The organism is Phenylobacterium composti DSM 19425 (assembly GCF_059568645.1).
Genome location: NZ_JCANTT010000019.1, coordinates 137,651 through 161,326, shown reverse-complemented (window position 1 = coordinate 161,326; position 23,676 = coordinate 137,651). Strand labels below are relative to the sequence as shown.

General features: G+C 70.0%; 31 protein-coding genes and 1 tRNA gene. 22 read left to right on the top strand and 10 right to left on the bottom strand.

Going from position 1 to position 23,676, the window contains the following annotated elements:
- A partial coding sequence (locus tag BO64_RS15395) for an aminotransferase class I/II-fold pyridoxal phosphate-dependent enzyme (protein ID WP_496401555.1) occupies positions 1-564 on the top strand: 564 nt, incomplete at its 5' end.
- A 12-nt stretch (positions 565-576) separates the two neighbouring features.
- Here BO64_RS15395 and BO64_RS15390 read toward each other — a convergent pair.
- Entirely contained in the window at positions 577-819 is a 243-nt protein-coding gene (locus tag BO64_RS15390) for a hypothetical protein (protein ID WP_496404184.1), read from the bottom strand.
- Positions 819-1,253: a Ros/MucR family transcriptional regulator gene (locus BO64_RS15385; protein ID WP_496404183.1), complete on the bottom strand. Its 435-nt coding sequence runs from the start codon at positions 1,251-1,253 to the stop codon at positions 819-821. Before BO64_RS15385 ends, BO64_RS15390 begins: the two co-directional genes overlap by 1 nt.
- A gap of 194 nt (positions 1,254-1,447) precedes the next feature.
- Here BO64_RS15385 and glyA point away from each other — a divergent pair, with 194 nt between their 5' ends.
- Genes glyA through thiL form a run of 7 tightly spaced genes read left to right on the top strand, consistent with a single transcriptional unit; the run spans position 1,448 to position 6,396 of the window.
- Positions 1,448-2,737 (top strand): serine hydroxymethyltransferase, encoded by a 1,290-nt coding sequence (gene glyA, locus BO64_RS15380; protein WP_496404193.1) that lies wholly within the window; start codon positions 1,448-1,450, stop codon positions 2,735-2,737.
- A 31-nt stretch (positions 2,738-2,768) separates the two neighbouring features.
- Positions 2,769-3,236 (top strand): transcriptional regulator NrdR, encoded by a 468-nt coding sequence (gene nrdR / locus BO64_RS15375; RefSeq protein WP_496404182.1) that lies wholly within the window; start codon positions 2,769-2,771, stop codon positions 3,234-3,236.
- Positions 3,237-3,296: 60 nt separating this feature from the next.
- On the top strand, positions 3,297-3,941 hold the full coding sequence (locus BO64_RS15370; RefSeq protein WP_496404181.1) for a RibD family protein: 645 nt from the start codon (positions 3,297-3,299) through the stop codon (positions 3,939-3,941).
- Positions 3,942-4,532, top strand: a complete 591-nt coding sequence (locus BO64_RS15365; RefSeq protein WP_496404180.1) for a riboflavin synthase — start codon at positions 3,942-3,944, stop codon at positions 4,530-4,532.
- A 10-nt stretch (positions 4,533-4,542) separates the two neighbouring features.
- Entirely contained in the window at positions 4,543-5,004 is a 462-nt protein-coding gene (locus BO64_RS15360; RefSeq protein WP_496404179.1) for a 6,7-dimethyl-8-ribityllumazine synthase, read from the top strand.
- Positions 5,001-5,450 (top strand): transcription antitermination factor NusB, encoded by a 450-nt coding sequence (gene nusB, locus BO64_RS15355; protein WP_496404178.1) that lies wholly within the window; start codon positions 5,001-5,003, stop codon positions 5,448-5,450. Before BO64_RS15360 ends, nusB begins: the two co-directional genes overlap by 4 nt.
- Complete coding sequence (gene thiL / locus BO64_RS15350; RefSeq protein WP_496404177.1) at positions 5,434-6,396, top strand: thiamine-phosphate kinase; 963 nt, start codon at positions 5,434-5,436, stop codon at positions 6,394-6,396. Before nusB ends, thiL begins: the two co-directional genes overlap by 17 nt.
- A 14-nt stretch (positions 6,397-6,410) precedes the next feature.
- On the opposite strand, the gene BO64_RS15345 is transcribed toward thiL, so the two are convergent.
- Positions 6,411-7,361 carry a retroviral-like aspartic protease family protein gene (locus BO64_RS15345; protein ID WP_496404176.1) on the bottom strand — a complete coding sequence of 317 codons (951 nt, stop codon included), beginning with the start codon at positions 7,359-7,361 and terminating at the stop codon, positions 6,411-6,413.
- A gap of 120 nt (positions 7,362-7,481) precedes the next feature.
- Here BO64_RS15345 and BO64_RS15340 point away from each other — a divergent pair, with 120 nt between their 5' ends.
- Together BO64_RS15340 and BO64_RS15335 are read left to right on the top strand one after the other, a co-directional pair.
- Positions 7,482-7,931, top strand: coding sequence for a hypothetical protein (locus tag BO64_RS15340; RefSeq protein WP_496404175.1), 450 nt, complete (start codon positions 7,482-7,484; stop codon positions 7,929-7,931).
- A gap of 208 nt (positions 7,932-8,139) precedes the next feature.
- Entirely contained in the window at positions 8,140-10,260 is a 2,121-nt protein-coding gene (locus BO64_RS15335; protein WP_496404174.1) for a sodium-translocating pyrophosphatase, read from the top strand.
- Between the two features lie 82 nt (positions 10,261-10,342).
- Here the strand turns inward: BO64_RS15335 and BO64_RS15330 are convergent, their stop codons facing one another.
- Entirely contained in the window at positions 10,343-10,837 is a 495-nt protein-coding gene (locus BO64_RS15330; RefSeq protein WP_496404173.1) for an outer membrane protein assembly factor BamE, read from the bottom strand.
- 111 nt (positions 10,838-10,948) lie between these two features.
- Here BO64_RS15330 and BO64_RS15325 point away from each other — a divergent pair, with 111 nt between their 5' ends.
- The 6 genes from BO64_RS15325 to BO64_RS15300 all read left to right on the top strand — a co-directional run bounded on the left by BO64_RS15325 (position 10,949) and on the right by BO64_RS15300 (position 14,932).
- On the top strand, positions 10,949-11,473 hold the full coding sequence (locus tag BO64_RS15325) for a ubiquinol-cytochrome C chaperone family protein (protein WP_496404172.1): 525 nt from the start codon (positions 10,949-10,951) through the stop codon (positions 11,471-11,473).
- Positions 11,470-11,991 carry a YceD family protein gene (locus BO64_RS15320; protein WP_496404171.1) on the top strand — a complete coding sequence of 174 codons (522 nt, stop codon included), beginning with the start codon at positions 11,470-11,472 and terminating at the stop codon, positions 11,989-11,991. The genes BO64_RS15325 and BO64_RS15320 overlap by 4 nt, the downstream gene beginning before the upstream one ends.
- Positions 11,992-12,072: 81 nt before the next feature.
- Positions 12,073-13,122 (top strand): phosphate acyltransferase PlsX, encoded by a 1,050-nt coding sequence (gene plsX, locus BO64_RS15315; RefSeq protein ID WP_496404170.1) that lies wholly within the window; start codon positions 12,073-12,075, stop codon positions 13,120-13,122.
- A 1-nt stretch (position 13,123) separates the two neighbouring features.
- A complete protein-coding gene (locus tag BO64_RS15310) occupies positions 13,124-14,104 on the top strand; it encodes a beta-ketoacyl-ACP synthase III (RefSeq protein WP_496404169.1) in 981 nt (326 codons plus the stop codon).
- Between the two features lie 97 nt (positions 14,105-14,201).
- Positions 14,202-14,504, top strand: a complete 303-nt coding sequence (locus BO64_RS15305; RefSeq protein ID WP_496404192.1) for an integration host factor subunit alpha — start codon at positions 14,202-14,204, stop codon at positions 14,502-14,504.
- Between the two features lie 14 nt (positions 14,505-14,518).
- Positions 14,519-14,932 (top strand): MerR family transcriptional regulator, encoded by a 414-nt coding sequence (locus tag BO64_RS15300; RefSeq protein ID WP_496404168.1) that lies wholly within the window; start codon positions 14,519-14,521, stop codon positions 14,930-14,932.
- A gap of 24 nt (positions 14,933-14,956) precedes the next feature.
- Here the strand turns inward: BO64_RS15300 and BO64_RS15295 are convergent.
- Positions 14,957-15,033 (bottom strand) — tRNA-Pro (locus tag BO64_RS15295).
- Between the two features lie 69 nt (positions 15,034-15,102).
- Entirely contained in the window at positions 15,103-15,300 is a 198-nt protein-coding gene (locus BO64_RS15290; RefSeq protein ID WP_496404167.1) for a DUF2842 domain-containing protein, read from the bottom strand.
- 94 nt (positions 15,301-15,394) lie between these two features.
- On the opposite strand from BO64_RS15290, the gene BO64_RS15285 reads away from it, so the two are divergent.
- The 5 genes from BO64_RS15285 (at position 15,395) to msrB (ending at position 19,175) form a co-directional block, all read left to right on the top strand.
- Positions 15,395-16,426, top strand: coding sequence for a COX15/CtaA family protein (locus BO64_RS15285; RefSeq protein WP_496404166.1), 1,032 nt, complete (start codon positions 15,395-15,397; stop codon positions 16,424-16,426).
- Positions 16,427-16,605: 179 nt separating this feature from the next.
- Positions 16,606-17,079: a 50S ribosomal protein L13 gene (rplM, locus tag BO64_RS15280; protein WP_496404191.1), complete on the top strand. Its 474-nt coding sequence runs from the start codon at positions 16,606-16,608 to the stop codon at positions 17,077-17,079.
- Complete coding sequence (gene rpsI, locus BO64_RS15275) at positions 17,079-17,567, top strand: 30S ribosomal protein S9 (protein ID WP_496404165.1); 489 nt, start codon at positions 17,079-17,081, stop codon at positions 17,565-17,567. Before rplM ends, rpsI begins: the two co-directional genes overlap by 1 nt.
- A 78-nt stretch (positions 17,568-17,645) precedes the next feature.
- Positions 17,646-18,623, top strand: coding sequence for an N-acetyl-gamma-glutamyl-phosphate reductase (gene argC, locus BO64_RS15270; protein ID WP_496404164.1), 978 nt, complete (start codon positions 17,646-17,648; stop codon positions 18,621-18,623).
- A gap of 60 nt (positions 18,624-18,683) precedes the next feature.
- On the top strand, positions 18,684-19,175 hold the full coding sequence (msrB, locus tag BO64_RS15265) for a peptide-methionine (R)-S-oxide reductase MsrB (protein ID WP_496404163.1): 492 nt from the start codon (positions 18,684-18,686) through the stop codon (positions 19,173-19,175).
- Positions 19,176-19,257: 82 nt separating this feature from the next.
- Here msrB and BO64_RS15260 read toward each other — a convergent pair whose 3' ends face one another.
- From BO64_RS15260 to phaC, 4 genes are all read right to left on the bottom strand, one after another.
- A complete protein-coding gene (locus BO64_RS15260) occupies positions 19,258-20,055 on the bottom strand; it encodes a GIN domain-containing protein (protein ID WP_496404162.1) in 798 nt (265 codons plus the stop codon).
- Positions 20,056-20,068: 13 nt separating this feature from the next.
- Complete coding sequence (locus BO64_RS15255; RefSeq protein ID WP_496404161.1) at positions 20,069-20,635, bottom strand: DUF1700 domain-containing protein; 567 nt, start codon at positions 20,633-20,635, stop codon at positions 20,069-20,071.
- A complete protein-coding gene (locus BO64_RS15250; RefSeq protein ID WP_496404160.1) occupies positions 20,632-20,961 on the bottom strand; it encodes a PadR family transcriptional regulator in 330 nt (109 codons plus the stop codon). The genes BO64_RS15255 and BO64_RS15250 overlap by 4 nt, the downstream gene beginning before the upstream one ends.
- A gap of 115 nt (positions 20,962-21,076) precedes the next feature.
- Complete coding sequence (gene phaC / locus BO64_RS15245) at positions 21,077-23,017, bottom strand: class I poly(R)-hydroxyalkanoic acid synthase (RefSeq protein WP_496404159.1); 1,941 nt, start codon at positions 23,015-23,017, stop codon at positions 21,077-21,079.
- 130 nt (positions 23,018-23,147) lie between these two features.
- Between phaC and BO64_RS15240 the strand changes: the two genes are divergently transcribed.
- Positions 23,148-23,549, top strand: coding sequence for a hypothetical protein (locus tag BO64_RS15240; RefSeq protein WP_496404158.1), 402 nt, complete (start codon positions 23,148-23,150; stop codon positions 23,547-23,549).
- The last annotated feature ends 127 nt before the right edge of the window (positions 23,550-23,676 follow it).

Here is a 23,676-nt window from a genome sequence, read left to right as displayed (position 1 = left end):
TACGGTCCCCGGGGCGCGGGCGTGGCCGAGCGTGACGGCCTGATGGCCGAGATCGACATCATCGAGGGGACGCTGGGCAAGGCGTTCGGGGTGATGGGCGGCTATATCGCGGCCGATGCGGTGATCGTGGACGCGATCCGCAGCTATGCCGACGGCTTCATCTTCACGACCTCGCTGCCGCCGGCGCTGGCGGCGGGGGCGGCGGCCTCGATCCGCTGGCTGAAGGAGCACAACGAGGTGCGCGAGGCCCACCAGGAGCGGGCCGCGACCCTGAAGGCCAAGATGCGGGCGGCGGGCCTGCCGGTGATGCCGTCGGTGAGCCACATCGTGCCGGTGCTGGTGGGCGACCCGGTGCACTGCAAGATGGTCAGCGACATCCTGCTGGAGAAGCACGGGGTGTACGTGCAGCCGATCAACTTCCCCACCGTGCCGCGGGGCACCGAGCGGCTGCGCTTCACGCCGAGCCCGTTCCACACCGACGACATGATGGACCGCCTGGTCGAAGCGCTCGAAGAGCTCTGGACCTACTGCAACATCAAGCGCGTCGGCGGCGTCGCCGCCTAGGGCGGGGATTCCTCAGAAGACGTCGGTCACCCGGCAGACGGCGTTCCAGCCGCCACGAAACGTGGCGAGCTGGACGACGGCCACCTCGTGGACGACTCCGCGGCTTTCCACCGTGAACAGGTCGCCGAGGCGCGGGGCAAGCGGGTCGACGGACCAGATCGCCACCTCGCGGCGTGTATCCAGCTCCTCGTCGAGGATCTCGTAGCCGCCCTGGTTGAACGGCAGCAGAGCCGGATCGGTCCTGGCCTGGGGCATCATTTCCTCCTTCGAACCCCGCGGCCGAGACCTATTTTCTTGGCGAAGTCGGACCGGCGGGCCGCGTAGGCCGGGGCGACCATCGGATAGTCGGGCGCCAGCCCCCAACGGCGCCGGTACTCGTCGGGGCTCATGTTGTAGCGGGACCGCAGGTACCGCTTGAGCATCTTGAGCTTCTTTCCGTCCTCGAGACAGACGATGTAGTCGTGCTGGACGGAGCGGCTGATCGGCACCGCGGGCTTCGGCCGCTCCTCGGGAATCGGCGCAGCCGGCTCGCGGGTGAGCTGCTCCAGGGCCTGATGAACGCTGCGGATGATCTCGGGCACCGCGTCGGCCGACACGGCGTTGCGGCTGACATAGGCGGCGACGATGCCGGCGCCGAGACGCAGGAGTTCTTCTCCCGACGGAGCCCCATTGTCGGGTCCAACGCTCATGGATCCCCCTTTTTTCACGCTGCACTTCCGGGTCGGGCGCGCCCTCGGCTGCACCCCGGCTCAAGGCGCAGAACGTGACAGGACGGCCTTTGTTCCCCCGGTCGCGGTTGGAAGCCGCGCGGCAAGAGAGTAAAGGGGGCGCTCCGCCGCCACCGGACCCGAGTCCCAGCCTTAAAGAGAGGCCCGCCTTGAACGTGCACGTGCAATCGCAAGCCCAGACGGACGAGTTCTTCGGCAAGGGGGTCGGCGAGGCCGATCCGGCGGTCGCCGCCGTGCTCGACGGCGAGCTGAAGCGTCAGCAGGACCAGATCGAGCTGATCGCCTCGGAGAACATCGTCTCCAAGGCGGTGCTGGAGGCCCAGGGCAGCATCCTCACCAACAAGTACGCCGAGGGCTATCCGGGCAAGCGCTACTACGGTGGCTGCGAGGTCGTCGACGAGGTCGAGCGCCTGGCCATCGAGCGCGCCAAGCAGCTGTTCGGCTGCGAATACGCCAACGTCCAGCCGCACTCGGGCAGCCAGGCCAACCAGGCGGTGTTCATGGCCACCATGACGCCGGGCGACACCTTCATGGGCATGAACCTGGACCACGGCGGCCACCTGACGCACGGCAAGAGCGTCAACCAGTCGGGCAAGTGGTTCAGCCCCGTGGCCTATGGCGTGCGCGCCCAGGACCACCTGATCGACTATGACGAGGCCTATGAGGTCGCCAAGGCCAACAATCCGAAGGTGATCATCGCCGGCGGCTCGGCCTATTCGCGCCACATCGACTTCAAGAAGTTCCGCGAGATCGCCGACGAGGTGGGCGCGATCCTGATGTGCGACGTGGCCCACTATGCGGGCCTGATCGTGGCGGGCGAATATCCGAACCCCTTCCCGCACGCCCACGTGGTCACCACCACCACCCACAAGACCCTGCGCGGCCCGCGCGGCGGCATGATCCTCACCAATGACAAGAAGCTGGCGAGCAAGATCAACAGCGCCGTCTTCCCCGGCCTGCAGGGCGGCCCGCTGATGCATGTGATCGCCGCCAAGGCGGTGGCCTTCGGCGAGGCCCTGCAGCCGGAGTTCAAGACCTATGCGAAGCGGGTGATCGAGAACGCTCGGGCCCTGGCCGACAGCCTGCAGGGCGTGGGCTTCAAGATCGTCTCCAACGGTACCGACAGCCACCTGATGCTGGTCGACCTGACGCCGAAGAACGTCAGCGGCGCGGCCGCGGAAGTGGCCCTGGAGCGGGCCGGCATCACCACCAACAAGAACTCGATCCCGGGCGACCCGCTGCCGCCGATGCAGACCTCGGGCCTGCGCGTCGGCTCGCCGGCCGGCACCACCCGCGGCTTCGGCCCCGAGGAGTTCCGTCAGATCGGCCGCTGGATCGGCGAGGTGCTGGACGCCGTGGCCACCGGCGAGGACTCCTCGGCCGTGGAGCAGAAGGTCCGCGGCGAGGTGCTGGCGCTGACGAAGCGCTTCCCCATCTACTGCTAATAGCGTTTAGTGGCCGGGAAGAGGGCTAGATATGCGCTGCCCGTTTTGTGGCCACGATGAGACCCAGGTGAAGGACAGCCGCCCGTCGGAAGACGGGGCGGCGATCCGTCGGCGGCGGCTCTGCCCCCAGTGCGAGGGCCGCTTCACCACCTTTGAGCGGGTGCAGCTGCGCGAGCTCACCATCGTCAAGCGCTCCGGTCGGCGTTCGCCGTTCGACCGGGACAAGCTGGCCCGTTCGGTGTCCATCGCCCTGCGCAAGCGTCCGGTGGAGCCGGAGCGGGTGGAGCGGATGATCTCCACGATCGTCCGCCAGCTCGAGAGCATGGGCGAGACGGACATTCCGTCCTCGACCGTGGGCGAACTGGTCATGAAGCAGCTCAAGCTGCTCGATGACGTGGCCTATGTGCGCTACGCCTCGGTGTACCGCGACTTCCGCGAGACCCAGGACTTCGCCCGCTTCCTCGGCGAGGAAGGCCTGAACGAGGCCGCCGAAGGCTGACGGCCTTGCGCGGCGCGCCCGCTTGGCGCCCGCGAGGTTCTCGGCCATGAACGGGGATACATGCCCGTCACCCTGAAGCTCGCCACGTCCCTGGACGGCCGCATCGCCACCGCGGCGGGCGAGAGCCGCTGGATCACGGGCGAGGCGGCCCGGCGGGCGGTGCATCAGCTGCGCGCCCGGCACGACGCGGTGCTGGTGGGGGCGGAGACCGCCCTGGCCGACGATCCCGAGCTGACCGTCCGGCTGGCGGACTGGACCGGGCCGCAGCCGGCGCGGGTGGTGCTGGACAGCCGCCAGCGCCTGAGCCCGTCGAGCCGGCTGGCGCGGACGGCCCGGGAGATCCCGACCTATGTGGTGGCGACGGGCGAACCGCGTCCCGACCTGGTCTCCGCCGGGGTGCGGGTGATCACGGTCCGGCCTGTGGGCGAGGATCGGCCAGAGTTGAAAAGCGTGCTGCAAGCCCTTGAGGTTGAAGGACTTTCAAGGATTTTCGTCGAGGGCGGCGGGCAGGTGGCGGCGAGCTTCCTGCGCTGCGGCCTGGTGGACGCCCTGGAGTGGTTCCGCGCCCCCCTCGTGATCGGCGGGGAAGGGCGGCCCGGCGTGGGCGCCCTGGCGGTTGCGGCCCTGGCGGATGCGCCCCATTTCCGGCGCATCGAGGTCAGCGTCGTCGGCGACGACCTGTGGGAGCGTTACGAGAGGATCTGAATGTTCACCGGCATCGTCACCGACGTGGGCCGCGTCCGGGCCGTTCGCGACACCGACCGGGACCGCCGGTTCGAGATCGAGACCGCCTATGACACGGCGGGCGTCGACATCGGCGCGTCCATCGCCCACGCGGGCTGCTGCCTGACCGTGGTGGAGAAGGGGCCGGGCTGGTTCGCCGTGGAGGTCTCGGCCGAGACGCTGTCGAAGACCACCCTCGACGAATGGACCGAGGGGCGGCGGGTGAACCTGGAACGGGCCGCTCGGGTGGGCGACGAGCTGGGCGGCCATATCGTCTCGGGCCATGTGGACGGCGTGGGCGAGGTGGTGAGCGTGGCGGCCGAGGGCGGCTCGCACCGGGTGCGGATCAAGGTGCCCCGCCCGCTGCACCGCTACATCGCGCCGAAGGGCTCCATCGCCGTGGAAGGCGTGTCGCTGACGGTGAACGAGGTGGAGGACGACGTCTTCGGGGTGAATCTGATCCCGCACACCTGGGAGGTGACCACCCTGGGCGAGCTGAAGGCGGGCTCGCGGGTGAATCTGGAGATCGACATGCTCGCCAGATATCTCGCCCGCTGGCGCGAAACCGCCTAAAGGGGCGGACATGAGCGACCAAAACCTCCGCCTCCTGATCGTCGAGGCCCGATTTTACGACGACCTGGCCGACGCCCTGCTGGAAGGGGCCAGCGATGCGCTGAAGGCCTATGGCGCGGAATTCGACGTGGTGACCGTCCCCGGCGCCCTGGAGATCCCCGGCGCCATCGCCATGGCCGCCGACGCCGCCGAGGCGGGCGGCGTGCGCTATGACGGCTATGTGGCCCTGGGCTGCGTGATCCGGGGCGAGACCTATCACTTCGAGATCGTCTCGAACGAGAGCGCCCGGGGCATCATGGACCTGACGGTGCGCCGGGGCCTGTGCATCGGCAACGGCATCCTGACCACCGAGGACGAGGACCAGGCCTGGGCCCGGGCGCGGATCAGCGAGGGCGACAAGGGCGGCGGCGCGGCCCGCGCGGCCCTGGCCATGATCGCCCTGAAGCAGCAGCTGGCGGCGGGCGAGCGATGAGCAGCGCCAAGCAGTCCCGTTCGGTGGCGCGGCTGGCGGCCGTGCAGGCCCTCTACCAGATGGAGGTCACCTCCGCGGGCGTGGAGGCGGTGATCCGCGAGTTCAGCGATCATCGCTTCGACCGCGACGTGGAGGGCGAGACCCTGGCCAGCGCCGACGAGGCGTTCTTCGCCGATCTCGTGCGCGGGGTGGTGCAGCAGCAGAAGGCCATCGACGCGGCGATCGTGAAGCGGCTGGCCTCGGGCTGGCGGCTGGAGCGGCTGGACGCCACGGTGCGGGCCATCCTGCGGGCCGGGGCCTTCGAGCTGATCCACCGGCCCGACGTGCCCACCGAAGTGGCGATCGACGAATATGTCGAGCTGACGAAGAGCTTCTTCGAGGGCCCGGAGCCCGGGTTCGTGAACGGGGCGCTGGACGGCGTGGCCCGCGATGTCCGGCCCGGCTGAGCGCGGTCTCGACGAGTTTGGCGAGATCGCGCGGCTGTTCCGGCCGCTCACCGGCGGCTATCCCGGCGCGTTCCAGCTGAAAGACGATGCGGCGGTGATCCCGCCGCGGGCCGGGCACGAGCTGGTGGTGACCAAGGACGCCATCGTGGAGGGCGTCCATTTCCCCGTGGGCGAGGCCCCGGACCTGGTGGCGCGCAAGCTGGTGCGGGCCAATCTTTCCGACCTGGCGGCCAAGGCGGCCGAGCCGTTCGGCTGCCTCCTGGCGGTGGCTTGGCCGCAGGGCCTTTCGGCGCGCGACCGTGAGCGGTTCGTGCAGGGCCTGGCTGCGGACCTGGAGCATTACGGGGTCAAGCTCCTCGGCGGCGACACGGTGTCGACGCCGGGCCCCTTCACAGCCAGCCTGACCGCCTTCGGCTGGGCGCCGGAGGGGCGGATGGTGCGCCGGGCCGGCGCGCGCCCCGGCGACCGGCTGCTGGTGAGCGGGACGATCGGGGACGCCACCCTGGGCCTCGATGTCGTGAGGGGGCGCCTGGCCGACGGCGACGGGACGCTGGTCTATCGGTACCGCCTGCCCGAGCCGCGCCTCGACCTGCGCCGGGCGCTGCGGGAGAAGGCCACGGCGGCGGCGGACGTCTCGGACGGCCTGGTGGCCGACGCGGCCCACATCGCCGAGGCGAGCGGCGTCGGCGTGCGCATCGACCTGGACGCCCTGCCGCTGTCGCGGGCGGCGGCGAGCTGGCTGGAGCAGCAGCCGGACGTGGCGGCGGCCCTGGTGCGGCTGGCCACCGGCGGCGACGACTATGAGGTGGTCTGCACCATGCCCGCCGCCCTGCGGAAGCCGCCGGGCTTCACGGTGATCGGCGAGGTCGTGGAGACGCCCGGCGTCACCGTCCTGGCGCAGGGCCGCGAGGTGGACGTCGGGACCGGCGGCTGGCGGCACGGCTAGGCCGCGCGGCGCGATCAGACGAACTCGAACCGGACGGCCGAGCGGCCGAAGTCCAGGGCGACCTGTTCGAACTGGGTGAGCAGGTCCATGCCGATGACCAGGGCGGGCCGGGTCTCGAGGTCCCAGATCTTGAAGACGTGCATGTCGGCGTAGGTGACCGGCACATTGCCCAGGTGCAGGCCGCCCAGGCGCAGGAAGGGCAGGAAGACCGACTCGCCCTGGAACACCTCGCCGGCCAGGGACTCCATGCGGATGTACTGCGGCGGCTCCACCTTGCCGCGACGGCGCTCGGAGGCGCGGATGAGGTCGCGCAGGGGCGTGTTGCAGAGGGTGCCCTGGGCGCCGGAATCGATGATGGCGCTGATCGGCACGCCGTTCAGGTCGGCGTCGACGATGGTGAGCTGGCCGTGCCTGCGGCGGGCCGGGACCACCACCACGCGGCCGGCCTGGGGATGGTCGGACCTGGACGCCGTGATCTCGATGGCGTTCTTCTTGAAGTCCAGCACCAGGCGCTGGCCTTTGAGCCAGTCGACGCCGAGGATGCCGTCGATGTGCGGGCCCTTGATGGGCAGGGCAGGGGCTTCCACGTCGCGGCGGGCGCGCTTGCCCACGGTCAGTTCCTGGATGACCACGCTGGGGCGCTCGCGGACGCCCACGATCGTATGCACCCGGCGTAGACGGCCGGGCTGGAGGGCGAGCCGCTCCACCAGGGCGTGGGAGACGCAGCTGACATTGGCCCCGGTGTCGAGGACGAACTGGTAGGGGCCCCGGCCGTTGATCAGGACGGGCGCCATCATGTGGGTGAAGCTGTCGCCGCCCGCCTCGAGGATCTCGTCCTCTTCGTGCGGCTCGGCAGGCAGGGCGGCGGGGCCGGGGATCTCCTGGGCGAAGGCCCGGCTGATGGACAAGGAAGCAGCGCCAGCGGTCATGAGGCCGAGGGCGGCCTGGCGTCTGGTCGGAGACATGGCTCCGGTTTTCCTCCCAACGTCTTATATGGCCGGAAGAATATCACCGTTCGCCGGGTGCGGCCATCGGCGCGCGAGCACGAAAGGATAATGCAACCGAATCCGGGGCAGGATCGGGTCATGAACCGCCGCCGCGTCATCGCCGCAGCCTGCCTCGCCCTGGCGCTCGCCGGGGCACCCGCTGGGGCGCCCGCTGGGGCGCTGGCGGCTGACCGCGAGGGGCCGCCGAAGGACGCCGGGCAGTTCGTGGACCTGCTGCCCGTGGCCCTGCCGATCGTCGTGGATGGCCGGCTGGTGAACTATGTCTTCGTCCATGTGCGCATCAACCTGACCCCCTCGGCGCTGCCCAGCCGGGTCCGGCTCAAGGAGCCGCAGCTGCGCGACGCCCTGGTGCGGGCCGGCCACCGGACCCCGTTCACCCTGGCCACGGACTACAGCAAGATCGACACCGCCAAACTCGCAGCGACCCTGAAGCGCGAGGCGGAGGCCATCACCGGACCGGGCCAGATCAAGTCGGTCGCCGTCACCGCCCAGCAGCCGCAACGCCGGGTGGCCGCCCCCAAGGCCTGATCCCCGCGCCGGCGCGAAGGGATGATGGCGTTCGGCGGACGCTGTTCGCGCCGGTTGCGCCCTTTCGAAAAACCTGAGTACGGTTCCGCCCGCCGGGGCCGTCAGAGCCGCCGGTCAACTGGGGAAACGAACAAGGGCTGGGAGCACGCCGACCGCCCGGTGGGCCGCCGGCGCTCCTGCGCGCAGATCGCAAAGGGGTGCGCACAACATGAGTCTTACGCTTACGCTGGTGATCCTCGCCGGCTTGCTGGCGGTGCTGTACGGCGCCGTCCAGACGGGGTCGCTGTTGCGGGCCTCGCCCGGCAACGCGCGGATGCAGGAGATCGCCGCCGCCATCCAGGAGGGGGCGCAGGCCTATCTGAACCGCCAATACACCACCATCGCCATCGTGGGCGCAGTGATCCTGGTGGCCGCCTTCTTCCTGCTGGGCTGGCAGGCCGCCGTGGGCTTCGCCGTCGGCGCCGTGCTCTCGGGCCTGGCGGGCTTCGCCGGGATGCTGATCTCGGTGCGGGCCAATGTGCGCACCGCCCAGGCCGCCTCCGAGGGCTTGGCCAAGGGCCTGTCCATGGCCTTCCGCTCGGGCGCGGTGACCGGGATGCTGGTGGCCGGCTTCGCCCTCCTGGGCGTGTCGGTCTATTTCGCCCTGCTGGTCCACGGCCTCGGCTATGAGCCCACCAGCCGCGTGGTGGTGGACAGCCTGGTGGCCCTGGGCTTCGGCGCCTCGCTGATCTCGATCTTCGCCCGCCTGGGCGGGGGCATCTTCACCAAGGGCGCCGACGTGGGCGGCGACATGGTGGGCAAGGTGGAGGCCGGCATCCCCGAGGATGACCCGCGCAACGCCGCCACCATCGCCGACAATGTGGGCGACAACGTCGGCGATTGCGCCGGCATGGCCGCCGACCTGTTCGAGACCTATGCGGTGACGACCGTGGCGACCATGGTGCTGGCCGCCATCTTCTTCCGCGGCTCGGGCGTGGAGTTGGACATGATGCTGTTGCCGCTGGCCATCTGCGGCGTCTGCATCCTGACCTCGATCCTTGGCACCTTCTTCGTCCGCCTGGGCAAGAAGCAGAACATCATGGGCGCCCTCTACCAGGGCCTCATCGTCACCGGCCTGACGTCGGTCGTGGCGCTCTACCTGGTCATCAACCAGCTGGTTCCGGCTCCCGTCACGGCGGGCGCGGTCAGCTTCGGGGCCATGGAGCTGTTCTGGTGCGGCGTCGTCGGCCTGCTGGTCACGGCGGCCATCGTGGTGATCACCGAGTACTACACGGGCACGGGCTTCCGGCCGGTGAAGTCGGTGGCCAAGGCCTCGGTCTCTGGCCACGGCACCAATGTGATCCAGGGCCTGGCCATGTCGCTGGAGGCCACGGCCCTGCCGGCGCTGGTGATCATCATCGGCATCCTCGTCACCTACAATCTCGCGGGCCTGTTCGGCATCGCCATCGCCACCACGGCCATGCTGTCGCTGGCGGGGGTGATCGTCGCCCTGGACGCCTTCGGGCCGGTGACCGACAACGCCGGCGGCATCGCCGAGATGGCGGGCCTGCCGCCCGAGGTGCGGGTGTCCACCGACGCCCTGGACGCAGTGGGCAACACCACCAAGGCCGTCACCAAGGGCTACGCCATCGGCTCGGCGGGCCTGGGGGCCCTGGTGCTGTTCGCCGCCTATACCGAGGACCTGAAGTTCTTCTCGGCCAACGCCACGCCGGGCTCATTCTTCGACGGGCTGGGGGCGGTCGCCTTCGACCTGTCGAACCCCTACGTGGTGGTGGGCCTGCTGTTCGGCGGCCTGCTGCCCTTCCTGTTCGGCGGCCTGTCGATGACCGCCGTGGGCCGGGCGGCCGAGTCGGTCGTGGCCGAGGTGCGCCGGCAGTTCAAGGAGAACCCCGGGATCATGACCGGGGAGGTGAAGCCGGAGTACGGCCGCGCCGTGGACATCCTGACCCGCTCGGCGATCCGCGAGATGATCGTGCCGAGCCTGCTGCCCGTGGTCTCGCCGGTGCTGCTGTTCTTCGTGATCCGGGCCATCGCCGGGAACACCGACGCCTTTGCGGCCCTGGGCGCCATGCTGATGGGGGTGATCGTCACGGGCCTGTTCGTGGCGATCTCCATGACCAGCGGCGGCGGCGCGTGGGATAACGCCAAGAAGCTGATCGAGGAGGGGCACTACGGCGGCAAGGGGTCCGACGCCCACAAGGCGGCCGTCACCGGCGACACCGTCGGCGACCCCTACAAGGACACCGCCGGCCCGGCGGTGAACCCGATGATCAAGATCACCAACATCGTGGCGCTGCTGCTGCTGGCGGTCCTGGCCCACACGGCCTGATCGGACGGTCCTGAAACGACGACGCCCCGGAGAGTGATCTCCGGGGCGTTTTTCGTTTGGCGATGCTGAGGGAAGAGCCGGCCTAGCGGCGGTCGCCCGGACGCGAGCCGGGCACGCCCTCGTCGTCGCTCGGGAGCATGGCGGAACGGCCCACCGAGCCCAGGAGCTGTTCCAGCACGGTCATCTCGCGGCCGCGGGTCGGCGTCTCGCGGCCGTTGTAGGCGATCACCTTGCCGTCCTTGAGGGTGTAATTGTTCACCGAGGCGACCGTCTCGGTCTCCTTGTCGAACTCGATGGCGGTGACGTTCCGGGCGGTGACCTGCGGCTTGCGGAAGGCCACCCGCTGCTTCACCTGGTTCACATAGAACCAGACGTTGGGATCGAAGGTCGACTGCGCCGAGGGCGACCCCAGCTTGGCGCGGACGGTCGACTTGGTGTCGGTCCCCACCTGGACGTCCTTGGGATTGGAATCGATGGCCTGGAAGCCGGAATAGGTGGTGATCGGCGAGCAGGCGGCGAGGCCGAGGCCCGCGAGGAGGCCGACGGCGAGGACGGCGGGAGCGGCGGCGCGGAACATTCGGTCGGGTTTCCAATCACCTGAAAGGCAAGAGGCTTTGACCTATCGCTGGCAGCCCCTTAGTTCAATGCCGCCTTTAGCCGCCGCTGTTGGCGAAATCGAGGCCGACCCATGCTGAAGAGCCTGTTCAAGCCCAAGCCGGCCGTCACCGCCGGCCGCGCCCTCTACGCGCGGGTGGTGGAGCAGGCGCGCACGCCGGCGCTCTATCTGGACCTCGGCGCGCCCGACACCGTCGAGGGCCGTTTCGAGATCTACAGTCTGCATGTGGTGCTGCTGCTAGAGCGGCTGCGCGGGCAGGGGCAGGCGGCGGCCGACGTCTCCCAGGCCCTGTTCGACGCCTATGTGAAGGGGCTGGACGACGCCCTGCGCGAGCTGGGCGTGGGCGACATGGTGGTCGGCAAGAAGATGCGGAAGCTGGGCGAGGCCTTCTACGGCCGCGGCAAGAACTATCAGGCCGCCCTGGACCAGCTTCCCGACCGGGCGCCGCTCGAGGCGGTGATGGGCCGGACGGTCTATGCCGGGGTCGAGGACCGCTCCCGCGACCTGGGCGACTATGTGCTGGCCGTACGCGAATCCCTGGCCCGCAACCCGCTGGAGGCCCTGCTGCAGGGCCAGGTGGACTGGAGGGCGGCGTGAGCGACGGCTGGGAAAAGCTCCTCAAGCTGCACGAGCTGAACCAGGGGCCTGTGCGCCTGTCGCTCGCACCGGACGAGGCCGAGCGGGCGGCGGTGGCCAAGCGCCTGGGCCTGCGCCGGGCGCCGAAGCTGACCGCCGAGGTGACGGTGAAGCCGTGGCTGGACGGGGCGGAGCTTTCGGGCCGCTTCGACGCCGTGGTGGAGTACGTCTGTGGCGTGACCCTTGATCCGTTCGAGGCCCCGGTGCGCGGGGAGATCTTCGCCCGGGTGGTGCCGGCGGGCAGTCCGCACGCCCCGGCCGAACCCCAGGGCGAGATGGACCTGGACCTCGAGGCGGACGATCCCCCCGACGTGCTGGCCGGCGAGACGGTGGACGTGGCCGACTATGTGATCGAGCATCTGGCCCTGGAGCTCGATCCGTTCCCGCGCAAGCCGGGGGCGACCTTCGATTATCAGCCGCCGCAGGAAGAGGAATCGCCCTTCGCGGTTCTCAAGAAGCTGCAGGAGCGGAAGGACTAGGCCCCGGTTTTCAGAACGGAAACCGGCGCGTATGGTCGGCATGATTCCGGCTGAAGGCCGCCGAAGGACGAAAGCGCCGACTTGACCCAATCGCTGGTGATTTCGATCGACGCCATGGGCGGGGATCATGGGCCGTCCGTGGTCGTCCCGGCCGCGGCCAGCGCCCTGAAGACGCTGCCGCCCCATGTGCGCTGCCTGCTGCACGGGGACGCGGCGCAGGTGAAGGCCGAGGTGGCCAAGTGCGCGGGCCTGGCCGAACGCAGCGAAATTCGGCACGCCGAGCGCGTCATCGGCATGGACGAGAAGCCCGCCCAGGCCCTGCGCCGGGGCAAGGGCACCTCCATGTGGAACGCCGTGGAGGCGCTTCGGTCCGGGGACGCCACGGTGGCGGTCTCGGCCGGCAACACCGGCGCCCTGATGGCCATCTCCAAGCTGATCCTGCGGATGAGCGCCGACCTGGAGCGGCCGGCCCTGGTGGCCTCGGTGCCGCACGCCCGCGGCGTCAGCACCTTCCTCGACGTGGGCGCCAATGTGGACTGCGACGCCCAGCGCCTGGTGGAGTTCGCCATCATGGGCGAGGCCTATCATCGCGCCGCCCATGGGGTGGTCCGGCCCACCGTCGGCCTCCTGAACGTGGGCTCGGAGGAGATGAAGGGCCACGAGGAGGTCCGCGAGGCCAACCGCCTGCTGCGCGAGGCCGGGCTCGAGCTCGACTACCGCGGCTTCGTCGAGGGCGACGACATCACCAAGGGCACGGTGGACGTGATCGTCACCGACGGCTTCACCGGCAACGTGGCCCTGAAGTCCATGGAGGGCGCCGCCCGGTTCATGTACGGCGAGCTGAAGGCCGCCCTGACCGCCGGGCCGCTCTCGACCCTGGGCGCCTTGCTGGCGCGGCCCTCGCTGCTGCGCTTCCGGGACCGGATCAATCCCCCGCCGACGGCGCCGCTGCTGGGGCTCAACGGCCTCGTCCTGAAATGCCACGGCGGCGCTGGCGACCGTGAGTTCGCCAAGGCCATCCGCGCGGCCGCCGATCTGGCGCAAAGCGGGTTTGCCTCGGAGATCGAACGGAATATGAGGCGCCTTCCCGCCGCGCTCTCAATCGCGGCCCCTGCGGACGGAGCCGCCTAGAGTGTCCAAAGTCGTGCGTAGCGTCGTGACCGGGGTGGGGGGCTATCTCCCCGAAGGCGTCGTCACCAACGACGACCTCGCCAAGATCGTCGACACCTCCGACGAATGGATCCGCGAACGGACCGGCATCCGCCAGCGCCGCAAGGCGTCTGATGACCAGGCGGTCTCGGATCTGGCGGTGGAGGCGGCGAAGCGCGCCCTGGCCGCCGCGGGCCGCACGGCCGAGGACGTCGACCTCATCATCGTGGCCACCACCACGCCCGACCTGACCTTCCCGGCCACGGCCACCATCGTCCAGCGCAAGCTGGGCGCGCCGGTGGGCATCGCCTTCGACGTGCAGGCGGTGTGCTCGGGCTTCGTCTATGCCCTGTCGACGGCCGACGGCTTCGTGGCCCGGGGCCGCGCCAAGTGCGCCCTGGTGATCGGCGCCGAATGCATGACCCGGCTGATGGACTGGACCGACCGCGGCACCTGCGTGCTGTTCGGCGACGGGGCCGGGGCGGTCGTGCTGGAGCCGCAGGAAGGCGAGGGGACCACGGACGATCGCGGCCTCCTGGGCTTCGCCCTGCGCGCCGACGGGACCAAGCAGGACCTGCTGTATGTGGACGGCGGCGTCTCGACCACCCGCACCACGGGCTATCTGCGGATGCAGGGCAACCAGGTGTTCCGCCACGCCGTGGTGAACATCTCGGAGGCGGTGACCGCTGCGGCCGCCGACGCCGGGGTCGAGGTCTCGTCCGTGGACTGGTTCATCCCGCACCAGGCCAACCAGCGCATCCTGGAGGGCGTCGCCAAGCGCCTGGGCATCGACGAGAACAAGGTGATCTCCACGGTGGCCGAGCACGCCAACACTTCGGCGGCCTCGATCCCGCTGGCGCTCGACCAGGGCGTGCAGGACGGCCGAATCAAGCCCGGCCAGCTGCTGCTGCTCGAAGCCATGGGCGGCGGTCTGACCTGGGGGGCCTGCGTGCTGCGCTTCTAGGCGCCTTAACCAAGGCCCGAACGGGCGACTTGAAGTCTTTGAGCCGATGGGACAATCAAGGTCCATGAACGATGTCTCGGCAGGGGCCAGCGTGCGGATGAAGGGGGCGACAGTCACCCGGGCGGACCTCTGCGAGGCCGTGCATGAACAGGTGGGCCTCACCCGCCAGGATTGCAGCGAGCTGGTCGAGCGGGTGCTCGAGCTGATGTGCCAGGCCCTGGAGCGGGGCGAGCAGGTGAAGCTGTCCGGCTTCGGCGTGTTCCAGGTTCGCTCCAAGCGCGCCCGGATGGGCCGCAATCCCAAGACCGGCGAGCCCGCCGCCATCGAACCCCGCCGCGTGATCGGCTTCCGCGCTTCGCAGGTGATGAAGGCGCGGGTCGACCGGGCCCTGTCGCGGTGAGGACGCCTTAGGCGGTGGCCAAGGGGCCTGACGCGTTCCGCACGATCTCCGAGGCGGCGGTCGAGCTCAACGTGCCCCAGCACGTCCTGCGATTCTGGGAGACCAAGTTCGCCTTCATTCGCCCCATGAAGCGGGCGGGCGGGCGCCGATTCTACCGGCCCTCCGACATCGCCGTGCTGCGCGGCGTGCGCCGGCTGCTGCACGAAGAGGGCTACACCATCAAGGGCGTGCAGAAACTGCACCGCGAACAGGGCCTGAAGCGCCTGATCGCGGCGGGCGAGGGCGCGCCGCTCATGGAATCGGTCTCAGCGCCCGCTATCGCCGGCGAGTCGGCCGCCGCGGGGGCCGGTTCGACCGAGGCCCTGCTGGCGGCGCTGCGCGACCTCGAGACGGCCAAGCGGCGTCTCGACGACCTGCTTCAGTCCTGAAGGGAAATACTCGCCGCCGGCCGATGGTCGGAGCGGCGGGATTCGAACCCACGACCCCTTGACCCCCAGTCAAGTGCGCTACCAGGCTGCGCTACGCTCCGCGGCCGGTCGGCGAGGCGGGCCTTATAGGCAGGCTCGCCCGCGGGCGGCAATCCCGAAATCGCGGGAAATCAACGTCCGCGGTTCATCCAGGTGATCAGCGGCAGGATCGGCACGCCCCACAGCACCCCGGCCAGCCCGTAGTAGGCGAGCTGAGCCGCCCAATGCTCGGGCACGAAGGCGCCGAGGCTGGCCACCGCCCAGCAATAGAGCATCAGGAACCCGAGGATTCCGAAAAGGCCGATGAGCTTGCGGAGGCGGGCGGACATGGCCTCCGGCTATAGCGGGGTCGCGCTTCCGGCCCAAGACCGATAAAGAGACGGCCAAAGTTCGGCCCTCAAGCGGCGCCAACCCCGCGTACCCATGACTTCATTCCTGCGTTCCGACCGTTCCAAGCCCGTCGCCGTGTGGCTGCTCCTGGTGGCGGCGTTCGTCCTGGCCATGGTGGTCGTGGGCGGCGCCACGCGTCTGACCGGCTCGGGCCTGTCGATCACCGAATGGCGGCCGGTCACCGGCGCGATCCCGCCCATGAGCGAGGCGGCCTGGCAGATCGAGTTCGCCAAGTACCAGGAGATCCCGCAGTACCAGCAGGTGAACCGGGGCATGAGCCTGGGCGAGTTCAAGGGCATCTACTGGTGGGAGTGGGGGCACCGGTTCCTGGGGCGGATGACCGGCCTCGTGTTCTTCGTGCCCTTCATCTGGTTCGCCATCCGCCGGGAGATCCCGCGGCGGCTGACCGGGCGGCTGGTGGGCATCTTCGCCCTGGGCGCGCTGCAGGGGCTGGTGGGCTGGTGGATGGTGGCCAGCGGCCTCTCCGAGCGGGTGACGGTGGCCCCTGAGCGGCTGATGGTCCACCTGGGCCTCGCGTTCGCCCTCCTGGGACTGCTGGTCTGGACGGCGCTGGATTCCTGGGCGGGCGGGGCGCGCCAGACCTTGCCCAGCCCGTGGGGGCGGCGCGCGGCGATCCTGCTGGGGCTGATCTATGTGCAGATCCTGCTGGGCGCCCTGGTGGCCGGCAACCACGCGGGCCTCGTCTACAACGACTTCCCGCTGATGGGCGGGCGGCTGATCCCCGAGGACTATCTGGGCGACGGGCTCTGGCAGACCCTGGCCCACAGCCAGGGCGCGGTGCAGCTGCATCACCGGCTGATGGCCTATCTGGTGACCGGCGTGGCCATCGCCATGGGCCTGGCCGCCTGGCGGTCCAACTATCTGCACCAGGAGACCAAGCTGTTGGGCGCGGCCCTGACCTGGGCGGTGATCGGCCAGGCGCTGCTGGGGGTGGCGACGCTGATGATGCGCGCGCCGCTGGGCTTCTCCATCGCGCACCAGCTCGTGGCGGCCCTGGTCCTGGGGCTGGCGACGGCCTTCGCCTGGCGCACGCGGCGGGTCTGAGGTGCAGAAAGTCGAGGTATGATATTACCGCATATGATAAGTCGCGGATTTATCTGGGGTTTCTAGAAATCCGCCGCGCAAAACGGCGTTGACAAGCGGGGGCGGGGGCGGCATATGCCCCGCCTCACGTCGGGGGCGCACGTTCGCGCCTCCGCACCATTCTGACGGATTGAACCATGTTGAAGGCTACGACGGCTTCGCTGAAGCCCGCCGAGGTCGAGAAGAAGTGGATCGTGGTCGACGCCAAGGACGCCGTGGTCGGCCGCCTGGCTTCGTTCATCGCCATGCGTCTTCGCGGCAAGCATCGGCCCGACTATACCCCCCACGTGGACTGCGGCGACTACGTGGTCGTCGTGAACGCCGACAAGGTGAAGTTCACGGGCAAGAAGCTCTCGGACAAGATCTTCTACTGGCACACCGGCCACCCGGGCGGCGTGAAGCAACGCACCGCCGGCCAGATCCTCGAGGGCAAGTATCCCGAGCGCGTGCTCGCCAAGGCCGTCGAGCGCATGCTGCCGAAGGAAAGCCCGCTGGCTCGCAAGCAGATGACGCACCTGCGCATCTACGCGGGCGCCGAGCACCCGCACGCGGCCCAGAACCCCGAGACCATCGCGTTCGCCGAGCTGAACGCCAAGAACGTGCGGAGCGCGTAATGAGCGAAGCCAACACCCAAGAAGCCACCGGCTTCGACGCCCTGAAGGGCCTGGGCACGCAAGCCGTCGAAGAGGTGGTCCGCGAGCCGAAGATCGACGCCCAGGGCCGCGCCTACGCCACCGGCAAGCGGAAGAACGCGGTCGCCCGCGTCTGGATCAAGCCGGGCAAGGGCCAGATCACCATCAACGGCCGTGACCAAGAGGTCTACTTCGCCCGTCCGGTCCTGCGCATGATGATCGCCCAGCCGCTGCAGGTCGCCGACCGCCTCGGCCAGTTCGACGTCGTCGTCACCGTCCAGGGCTCGGGCCTGTCGGGCCAGGCGGGCGCCGTCCGTCACGGCATCGCCAAGGCGCTGACCTACTACGAGCCGGGCCTGCGCTCGGTGCTGAAGCCGCACGGCTTCCTGACCCGCGACCCGCGCGTCGTCGAGCGGAAGAAGTACGGCAAGGCCAAGGCCCGCCGCAGCTTCCAGTTCTCGAAGCGCTAACCGCGCGCGAGTACTCGCGTTTGCAAAGGGGCGCTTCGGGCAACCGGAGCGCCCTTTCTCTTGTCCAGGACAGCGTAGATGGCCCACACGGTCTTCATCGACGGCGAAGCCGGCACCACGGGACTGCAGATCCGCGAGCGGCTGGAAGCCCGCAGCGACATCGAGATCCTGTCGATCGATCCCGCCCTGCGGAAGGACGCGGCGGCGCGGGCCGAGCTGCTGAACGCCGCCGACGCCGTGGTGCTGTGCCTGCCGGACGACGCCGCCCGCGAGGCCGTATCGCTGATCACCAATCCCGCGGTGAAGGTGGTGGACGCCTCCACCGCCCACCGGGTGGCCGAGGGCTGGGCCTATGGCTTCGCCGAACTGCACAAGGGCCAGCGCGAGGCGATCCGGGCCTCGACCCGGGTGGCCAACCCCGGCTGCTATCCCACCGGCTTCATCGCCTTGGTGCGGCCCCTGGTGGACGCCGGTCTGATCCCGGCCGACTTCCCGCTCACCGTGAACGCCATCTCGGGCTACTCGGGCGGCGGCAAGGGGCTGATCGCGGAATTCGAGGGCCCGGCGCCCGAGGGCACGAACGACGCCTTCCGGCCCTACGGCCTGCCCCTGGCCCACAAGCATCTGGCCGAGATGCGGGCCTATACGGGCATCGCCCATCCGCCGGTGTTCGCCCCGGCCGTCGGCCGGTATGCGCAAGGGATGCTGGTGGAGGTGCCGCTGCAGCTCTGGGCGCTGCCGGGCAAGCCGGCGCCGGCTGATCTGCTCGCCGCCCTGGACACCCACTACGCCGGCGAACGTTTCGTCGAGGTGGCCAGCGCCGCCGAATGCGCCGAGCTGCAGAAGACCCGGGCTGGGGCGGCGGGCTATGTCCGCACGCTCGACCCCGAGGCCCTGAACGGCACCAACCGGATGCGGCTGTTCGTGTTCGGCAACGCCGAGGCCGGCCAGGCGCGGCTGCTCGCCCAGCTGGACAATCTGGGCAAGGGCGCCTCGGGCGCCGCCGTGCAGAACCTCAATCTGATGCTGGGCCTGGACGAGGCGGCGGGACTCTAAGCCGCCGCGGCTTGCGCCGCACGCCCTTGTCAGACCGGCGTTCGGCGCCACCTTAGGCCCATGGAAACGCCCATCGAACGCCGCGCCTTCCTGCTGGGCGCGTCCGCGATCGCACTGTCGGGCCTGTCGGGCTCAGCCCTGGCCGCCGACAAGTATGCGAACTCGCCGTTCCGCAGGATCACCGACGCCCAGTGGAAGCAGCGGCTCTCGCCGCTGGCCTACCAGGTGCTGCGGCACGAGGCGACGGAGCGGGCCGGGACCAGCCCGCTGAACCGCGAGAAGCGCAAGGGCGCCTATGCCTGCGCCGGGTGCGGCCTGGCGCTGTTCAGGTCGGGGTGGAAGTTCGAGAGCGGCACGGGCTGGCCCAGCTTCTTCCGGGTGATTCCGGGCGCCGTGGGGACCAAGACCGACTTCAAGATCGGCGTGCCCCGCACCGAGTACCACTGCGCCCAGTGCCTGGGGCACCAGGGGCATGTGTTCGAGGACGGCCCCAGGCCCACGGGCCTGCGCTACTGCAACAACGGCGCAGCGTTGCGCTTCATCCCGGCCTGACGCCCAGAAAAAAGGAGCGGACCCGCGAGGAGCGGGTCCGAGTGGATCGCGGCCGGCTTGGGAGGCGGGCCCTACGAAGCGGTCAGGCGCGGGTCTTCGCCGAGGCTGGAGCCGGGGCGGGCGCCGGGGCGCCGCTCTTGCGGTTCACGCGCCCCGCGCCCGAGATGTCGGTCTGCAGCTCGGCCGGTTCGGTGACGAGGGTGATCTCGCCCATGCCCGAGATTTCCAGCCTGGCGCGGCCGGTGGGGGCCACGGCGGCTTCGCCGGCGCCCGAGATCTCCACCTCGGCGTCGCGGGTGGCGAGGCCGGACATGTCGGCTTCCCCGGCGCCGGAGATGTCGAGGTCGAGCTCGTCGGTGCGGCCCCGGGCGACGACGTGCGAGGCGCCGGAGACGTCCACCGACAGGCTGGGCTGGTCGTAGTTCTCGATCACCAGCCGATTGGCGCCCGACAGATGGAAACGGCTGATGTTGGGGGCGGTGACCTCGACGCGGACCTTGCCGCCGCGCCAGGCGCCGCCGCGCCGGACCCGGAGGCGGCCGTCATCGATCTCCAGCCGGTTCAGCAGGCGCTGCGGGCCGGTGACGACCACCTTGCCGGGGCCGTCGGCGGCCTGGGTGTAGACCACCTCGGCGGGGAACCGCAGGCTCAGGCGGTCGCTGCCGTCCCAGTCGAGGGTGCGGGTGGCAGAGGGTCCGGCCGGGGCCGCGTCCCAGTCCCGATCCCAGTCGGCCTCCCAGTCATGGCTGTCCCAGACGCCGGCCCAATGCCAGCCGCCGCGGGCGATGGCGTCCGGCCCGCCGATGGCGAAGGCGGCGGCGAGGGCGCCCAGGCAGAGCACGAAGCCTGCCACGGCGATCACGACGAGGTTGCGGATCATGGCGCGAACTCCCTTAGCCTTGAGGTTCCAGGGCCGGCTTGAGCAGCCGGTAGTGCAGGCGGCCGTACCAGACCAGGGCGTTGATGAGGCCGATGCTGATGAGGGTCAGGATCGCCCCGCCCGAGGTGGCGCCGGCCATCAGGCCGATGCCCGCGAGGACGCCCGCCACCGTGCCGCCCGGCGGGGCGACGAAGGGGGCGGCGGCGAACAGGAAGCCGCCGGCGAAGAACACCGCGATGACCGCGATGAAGAGGCCGAACAGGGCTCCCGCCACGCCCATCAGGATGGGCAGCAGGATCAGGATGTCGATCGCCCCCAGGCCGAGAATGGCGAAGATCGCCGCGGCGGCCGACGAGGGGCTGCGCTCCTCCCGCCAGCGGTTCAGCTGGGCCTCCGCCCGCAGCTCGCGGGCCAGGCGGTCGGGGTTGCCCAGGGCGGCGGCGACGTCGGCCTCGCTGCGGCCGGCGGCCTCGCCCTCGGTGAAGTGCGCCTCATAGTCGGCGACGATCTCGGCGACGGTCTGCGGCGGCAGGCCGCGCAGGCCTTCCCGCAACCGGGCCATGAAAGCCTGGCGTGTCATTTGGCCCCTCCAAACACGATCTCGTTCACGGCGCCGGAGAACGAGCTCCAGGCGTCCTTCTGGGTGGTGAAGCTGCGCTTCCCGGCCTCGGTGAGCCGGTAGTACTTGCGCGGCGGACCGGCGGAGCTCTCGACGAGATAGGTCTCGACGAGGCCGTCGGCCTGCAGGCGGCGCATCAGGGGATAGATGGTGCCTTCGCCCATGCCGATCAGGTCGGAGAGGCGGCTGGCGATCTCGTAGGCGTAGCTGTCCTGGCTGTGGAGGAGGGCGAGAACGCAGAGTTCAAGCGCCCCTTTCTTCAGCTGGATCTCGATGGCTTCCGGCACGGCGGAGCTCCTTTCCGGAGTCCGGTGTACGGCCAGGTACTTGGCGACGCAAGGTAGCGTGTATTAAACGTTAGTAACGTAACACAGCGCGGTCTCAGATGCCGGGGCGGAGGGCCTAGCTCTTGACCTTCACATATTCGCCGGGGGCCTCGGCCAGCGGCGGGAGCTTGCCCTGGGCGGGGTCGCGGGCCGGGACCATAGGGCCGGATTTGTCCTTCAGCCAGGCGATCCAGTGCGGCCACCAGGAGCCGGGCGTCTCGGCGGCCTCGGCCTGCCAGGCCTCCAGGGTTTCGGGCAGGCCGTCGAAGGTCCAGTGCTGGTACTTGCCGGCGGACGGGGCGTTGATCACGCCTGCGATGTGGCCGGAGCCCGCCAGGGTGAAGGTGACCGGGCCGCCGAACAGCCGCGCGCCCTTGTAGACCGAGCGGGCGGGAGCGATGTGGTCGTCGCGGGAGGACTGGACGTACACCGGGATCTTCACGTCGGCGAGGTTCAGCTTCACCCCGTCGAGTTCCAGCTCGCCCCGGGCCAGGGCGTTCTCGCCATAGAAGCGCCGCAGGTAGAACAGGTGCAGCGTCTTCGGCATCCGCGTCTGGTCCGAGTTCCAGAACAGCAGGTCGAAGGGCTTGGGCTCGCGCCCGAGCAGATAGTTGTTCACGAAGAACGACCAGATGAGGTCGTTGGCGCGCAGGGCGTTGAAGGTGTCGGCCATGGCCTGGCCTGAGAGGACGCCACCGCCTTCGTCCATCTTCTGCTCGAGGGTCTTCAGCCACTCCTCGTTGGTGAACAGCAGCAGGTCGCCGGCCTCGGAGAAGTCCTGCTGGGCGGCGAAGAAGGTGGCTGCGCCCACCGGCTGCACGCCCTTGGCGGCCATGTGGGCGAGGGCGGCCGAGAGCAGGGTGCCGCCGATGCAGTAGCCCACGGCGTTCACCTGCGGGACGCCGCACTGCTGGATGGCCGCGGCCGTCCCCTCGTAGACGCCCTGGCGCATGTAGTCCTCGAAGGTCTTGGCCGAGAGCTCGGGCGTGGGATTGACCCAGGAGGCGACGAAGACGGTGATCCCCTGGTCGGTGAGCCAGCGGATCATCGAGTTCTCGGGGCGCAGGTCGAGGATGTAGAACTTGTTGATCCAGGGCGGGAAGATCACCAGCGGGACCTGATGCACCTCCTCGGTCGTGGGCGCGTACTGGATCAGCTCGATGATCTCGTTGCGGAAGACCACCTTGCCCGGGGCGGTGGCGACGTTCTCGCCGATGCGGAAGCGGTCGTAATCGGTCTGGGCGATGGCCAGCTGGCCGCCGCCGCGCTGCAGGTCGGCGGCGAAGTTCTCCATGCCCTTGACCAGGCTCTCGCCGCTCGAGGCCATCAGCTCCTTCAGGGCCGCCGGGTTCGAGGCCAGGAAGTTCGACGGAGAAAAGGCGTCGGTGAGCATCTTCATGAAGAACTCGACCCGACGCTTTTCCACCGGATCGACCCCGTCCACCTCGGCCACCAGGTCGTTCAGCCAGTTGGAGGTGAGCAGGTAGGACTGCTTGATGATGTCGAAGACGGGGTTCTCGGACCAGTCGGGGTCGGTGAAGCGCTTGTCGCCCTGGGCCGGCTTGACCACGGGCTCCACGGGCTCGCCGGCGACGCGGCGGGCGGCGGACTGCCAGAGGTCGAGGTAGCGGCTGAAGAGGTCGGCCTGGGCCCGCATCAGCCGGTCGGGCTGGGCGGCGAGGCGGCCCATGACCTGGGTGAGGGCGGGGGTCACATGGAAGGGATCGGGCGAGAGGGCGGCCGGGCGGTCGGCCTGGCGCAGGGCCATCTCGGCGATGGCTCCCTGGGCGGTGAGGGCGGCCCGGGCGAGATTGGCCGACAGCCGCTCGATCTGGGCCCGCTGCTCCTCCGTGAACTGGGCGAACGGGGCCGCACCCGCGGCGGCCCCAGCGGGCGTGTCGGATGGGTCGGTCGTGGGCGAGGGCGCAGCATCCGCGGCCGGCGGGCGGGGCGGCGTTTCGGGCGCAGGCGTCTTCGCCTTACCCTTGCGCGCCTTGGCCATCGTCTTCTCGCTCATGGGCCGCATCTCCCTGGGCGGAAAGTCTCTCACGGACTTCCGCCCCGCGCGATCATCGCATAAGAGCGTGACCTAGATGAATGCGCCGCGCCCGCTTTTTGGAAACGTCCGCCGCGCCAGGCGGCTCCCCGTGACGCTCGGGGCTGCCTGCGGGGCAGGCGTCCTGCTGGGCGGCTGCATGACCAATCCCTTCGTCGAGGCCCAGGTCGACCCGGCCTCGCCCGTGGCCGCCGAGGTGGCCCGGGTGGCCAGGACCAGCCGGGATTTCCCCAGCTTCCGCAACATCCCCGCCACGCCCGCAGACCTGCGCCCGGTGGGGCTCTACGGCCGTGAGGCCGAGCAGGTGAAGCTGGCCGGCGCAGCCCTGATCCGCGAGACCGAGCCCGAGACGTGGACCTTGCAGGAGAGCGAGAGCTTCGCCGCCCGCGCTCGCGAGGCCGCCGGGCCCGAACTGCCGCCCGCAGCCCCTCAGGACTCCGAAGCCTTCGCCCGCGCGCTCCGGGAACGAGCTACACCGCCTCCGCCGCGCTGAGGCGCGGAGCACGGAGGCGCAATGTTCCCGAACCGGCTTGGCGGACTCCGGCCCGGAGTCTATCGATGCCGAACCCCGCACACCCGAGAGCCGCATTGGGCATGACGCGGCGAAGGGCCTTCAGAAG

Excerpts from the sequence above, each read along its gene's own strand:
- BO64_RS15390 (WP_496404184.1), bottom strand. The coding sequence starts at position 819 with ATGCCCCAGGCCAGGACCGATCCGGCTCTGCTGCCGTTCAACCAGGGC.
- BO64_RS15385 (WP_496404183.1), bottom strand. The coding sequence starts at position 1,253 with ATGAGCGTTGGACCCGACAATGGGGCTCCGTCGGGAGAAGAACTCCTG.
- nrdR (WP_496404182.1), top strand. The coding sequence starts at position 2,769 with ATGCGCTGCCCGTTTTGTGGCCACGATGAGACCCAGGTGAAGGACAGC.
- BO64_RS15370 (WP_496404181.1), top strand. The coding sequence starts at position 3,297 with ATGCCCGTCACCCTGAAGCTCGCCACGTCCCTGGACGGCCGCATCGCC.
- BO64_RS15365 (WP_496404180.1), top strand. The coding sequence starts at position 3,942 with ATGTTCACCGGCATCGTCACCGACGTGGGCCGCGTCCGGGCCGTTCGC.
- BO64_RS15360 (WP_496404179.1), top strand. The coding sequence starts at position 4,543 with ATGAGCGACCAAAACCTCCGCCTCCTGATCGTCGAGGCCCGATTTTAC.
- nusB (WP_496404178.1), top strand. The coding sequence starts at position 5,001 with ATGAGCAGCGCCAAGCAGTCCCGTTCGGTGGCGCGGCTGGCGGCCGTG.
- thiL (WP_496404177.1), top strand. The coding sequence starts at position 5,434 with ATGTCCGGCCCGGCTGAGCGCGGTCTCGACGAGTTTGGCGAGATCGCG.
- BO64_RS15345 (WP_496404176.1), bottom strand. The coding sequence starts at position 7,361 with ATGTCTCCGACCAGACGCCAGGCCGCCCTCGGCCTCATGACCGCTGGC.
- BO64_RS15340 (WP_496404175.1), top strand. The coding sequence starts at position 7,482 with ATGAACCGCCGCCGCGTCATCGCCGCAGCCTGCCTCGCCCTGGCGCTC.
- BO64_RS15335 (WP_496404174.1), top strand. The coding sequence starts at position 8,140 with ATGAGTCTTACGCTTACGCTGGTGATCCTCGCCGGCTTGCTGGCGGTG.
- BO64_RS15330 (WP_496404173.1), bottom strand. The coding sequence starts at position 10,837 with ATGTTCCGCGCCGCCGCTCCCGCCGTCCTCGCCGTCGGCCTCCTCGCG.
- BO64_RS15325 (WP_496404172.1), top strand. The coding sequence starts at position 10,949 with ATGCTGAAGAGCCTGTTCAAGCCCAAGCCGGCCGTCACCGCCGGCCGC.
- BO64_RS15305 (WP_496404192.1), top strand. The coding sequence starts at position 14,202 with ATGAAGGGGGCGACAGTCACCCGGGCGGACCTCTGCGAGGCCGTGCAT.
- BO64_RS15290 (WP_496404167.1), bottom strand. The coding sequence starts at position 15,300 with ATGTCCGCCCGCCTCCGCAAGCTCATCGGCCTTTTCGGAATCCTCGGG.
- BO64_RS15285 (WP_496404166.1), top strand. The coding sequence starts at position 15,395 with ATGACTTCATTCCTGCGTTCCGACCGTTCCAAGCCCGTCGCCGTGTGG.
- rpsI (WP_496404165.1), top strand. The coding sequence starts at position 17,079 with ATGAGCGAAGCCAACACCCAAGAAGCCACCGGCTTCGACGCCCTGAAG.
- argC (WP_496404164.1), top strand. The coding sequence starts at position 17,646 with ATGGCCCACACGGTCTTCATCGACGGCGAAGCCGGCACCACGGGACTG.
- msrB (WP_496404163.1), top strand. The coding sequence starts at position 18,684 with ATGGAAACGCCCATCGAACGCCGCGCCTTCCTGCTGGGCGCGTCCGCG.
- BO64_RS15260 (WP_496404162.1), bottom strand. The coding sequence starts at position 20,055 with ATGATCCGCAACCTCGTCGTGATCGCCGTGGCAGGCTTCGTGCTCTGC.
- BO64_RS15255 (WP_496404161.1), bottom strand. The coding sequence starts at position 20,635 with ATGACACGCCAGGCTTTCATGGCCCGGTTGCGGGAAGGCCTGCGCGGC.
- phaC (WP_496404159.1), bottom strand. The coding sequence starts at position 23,017 with ATGAGCGAGAAGACGATGGCCAAGGCGCGCAAGGGTAAGGCGAAGACG.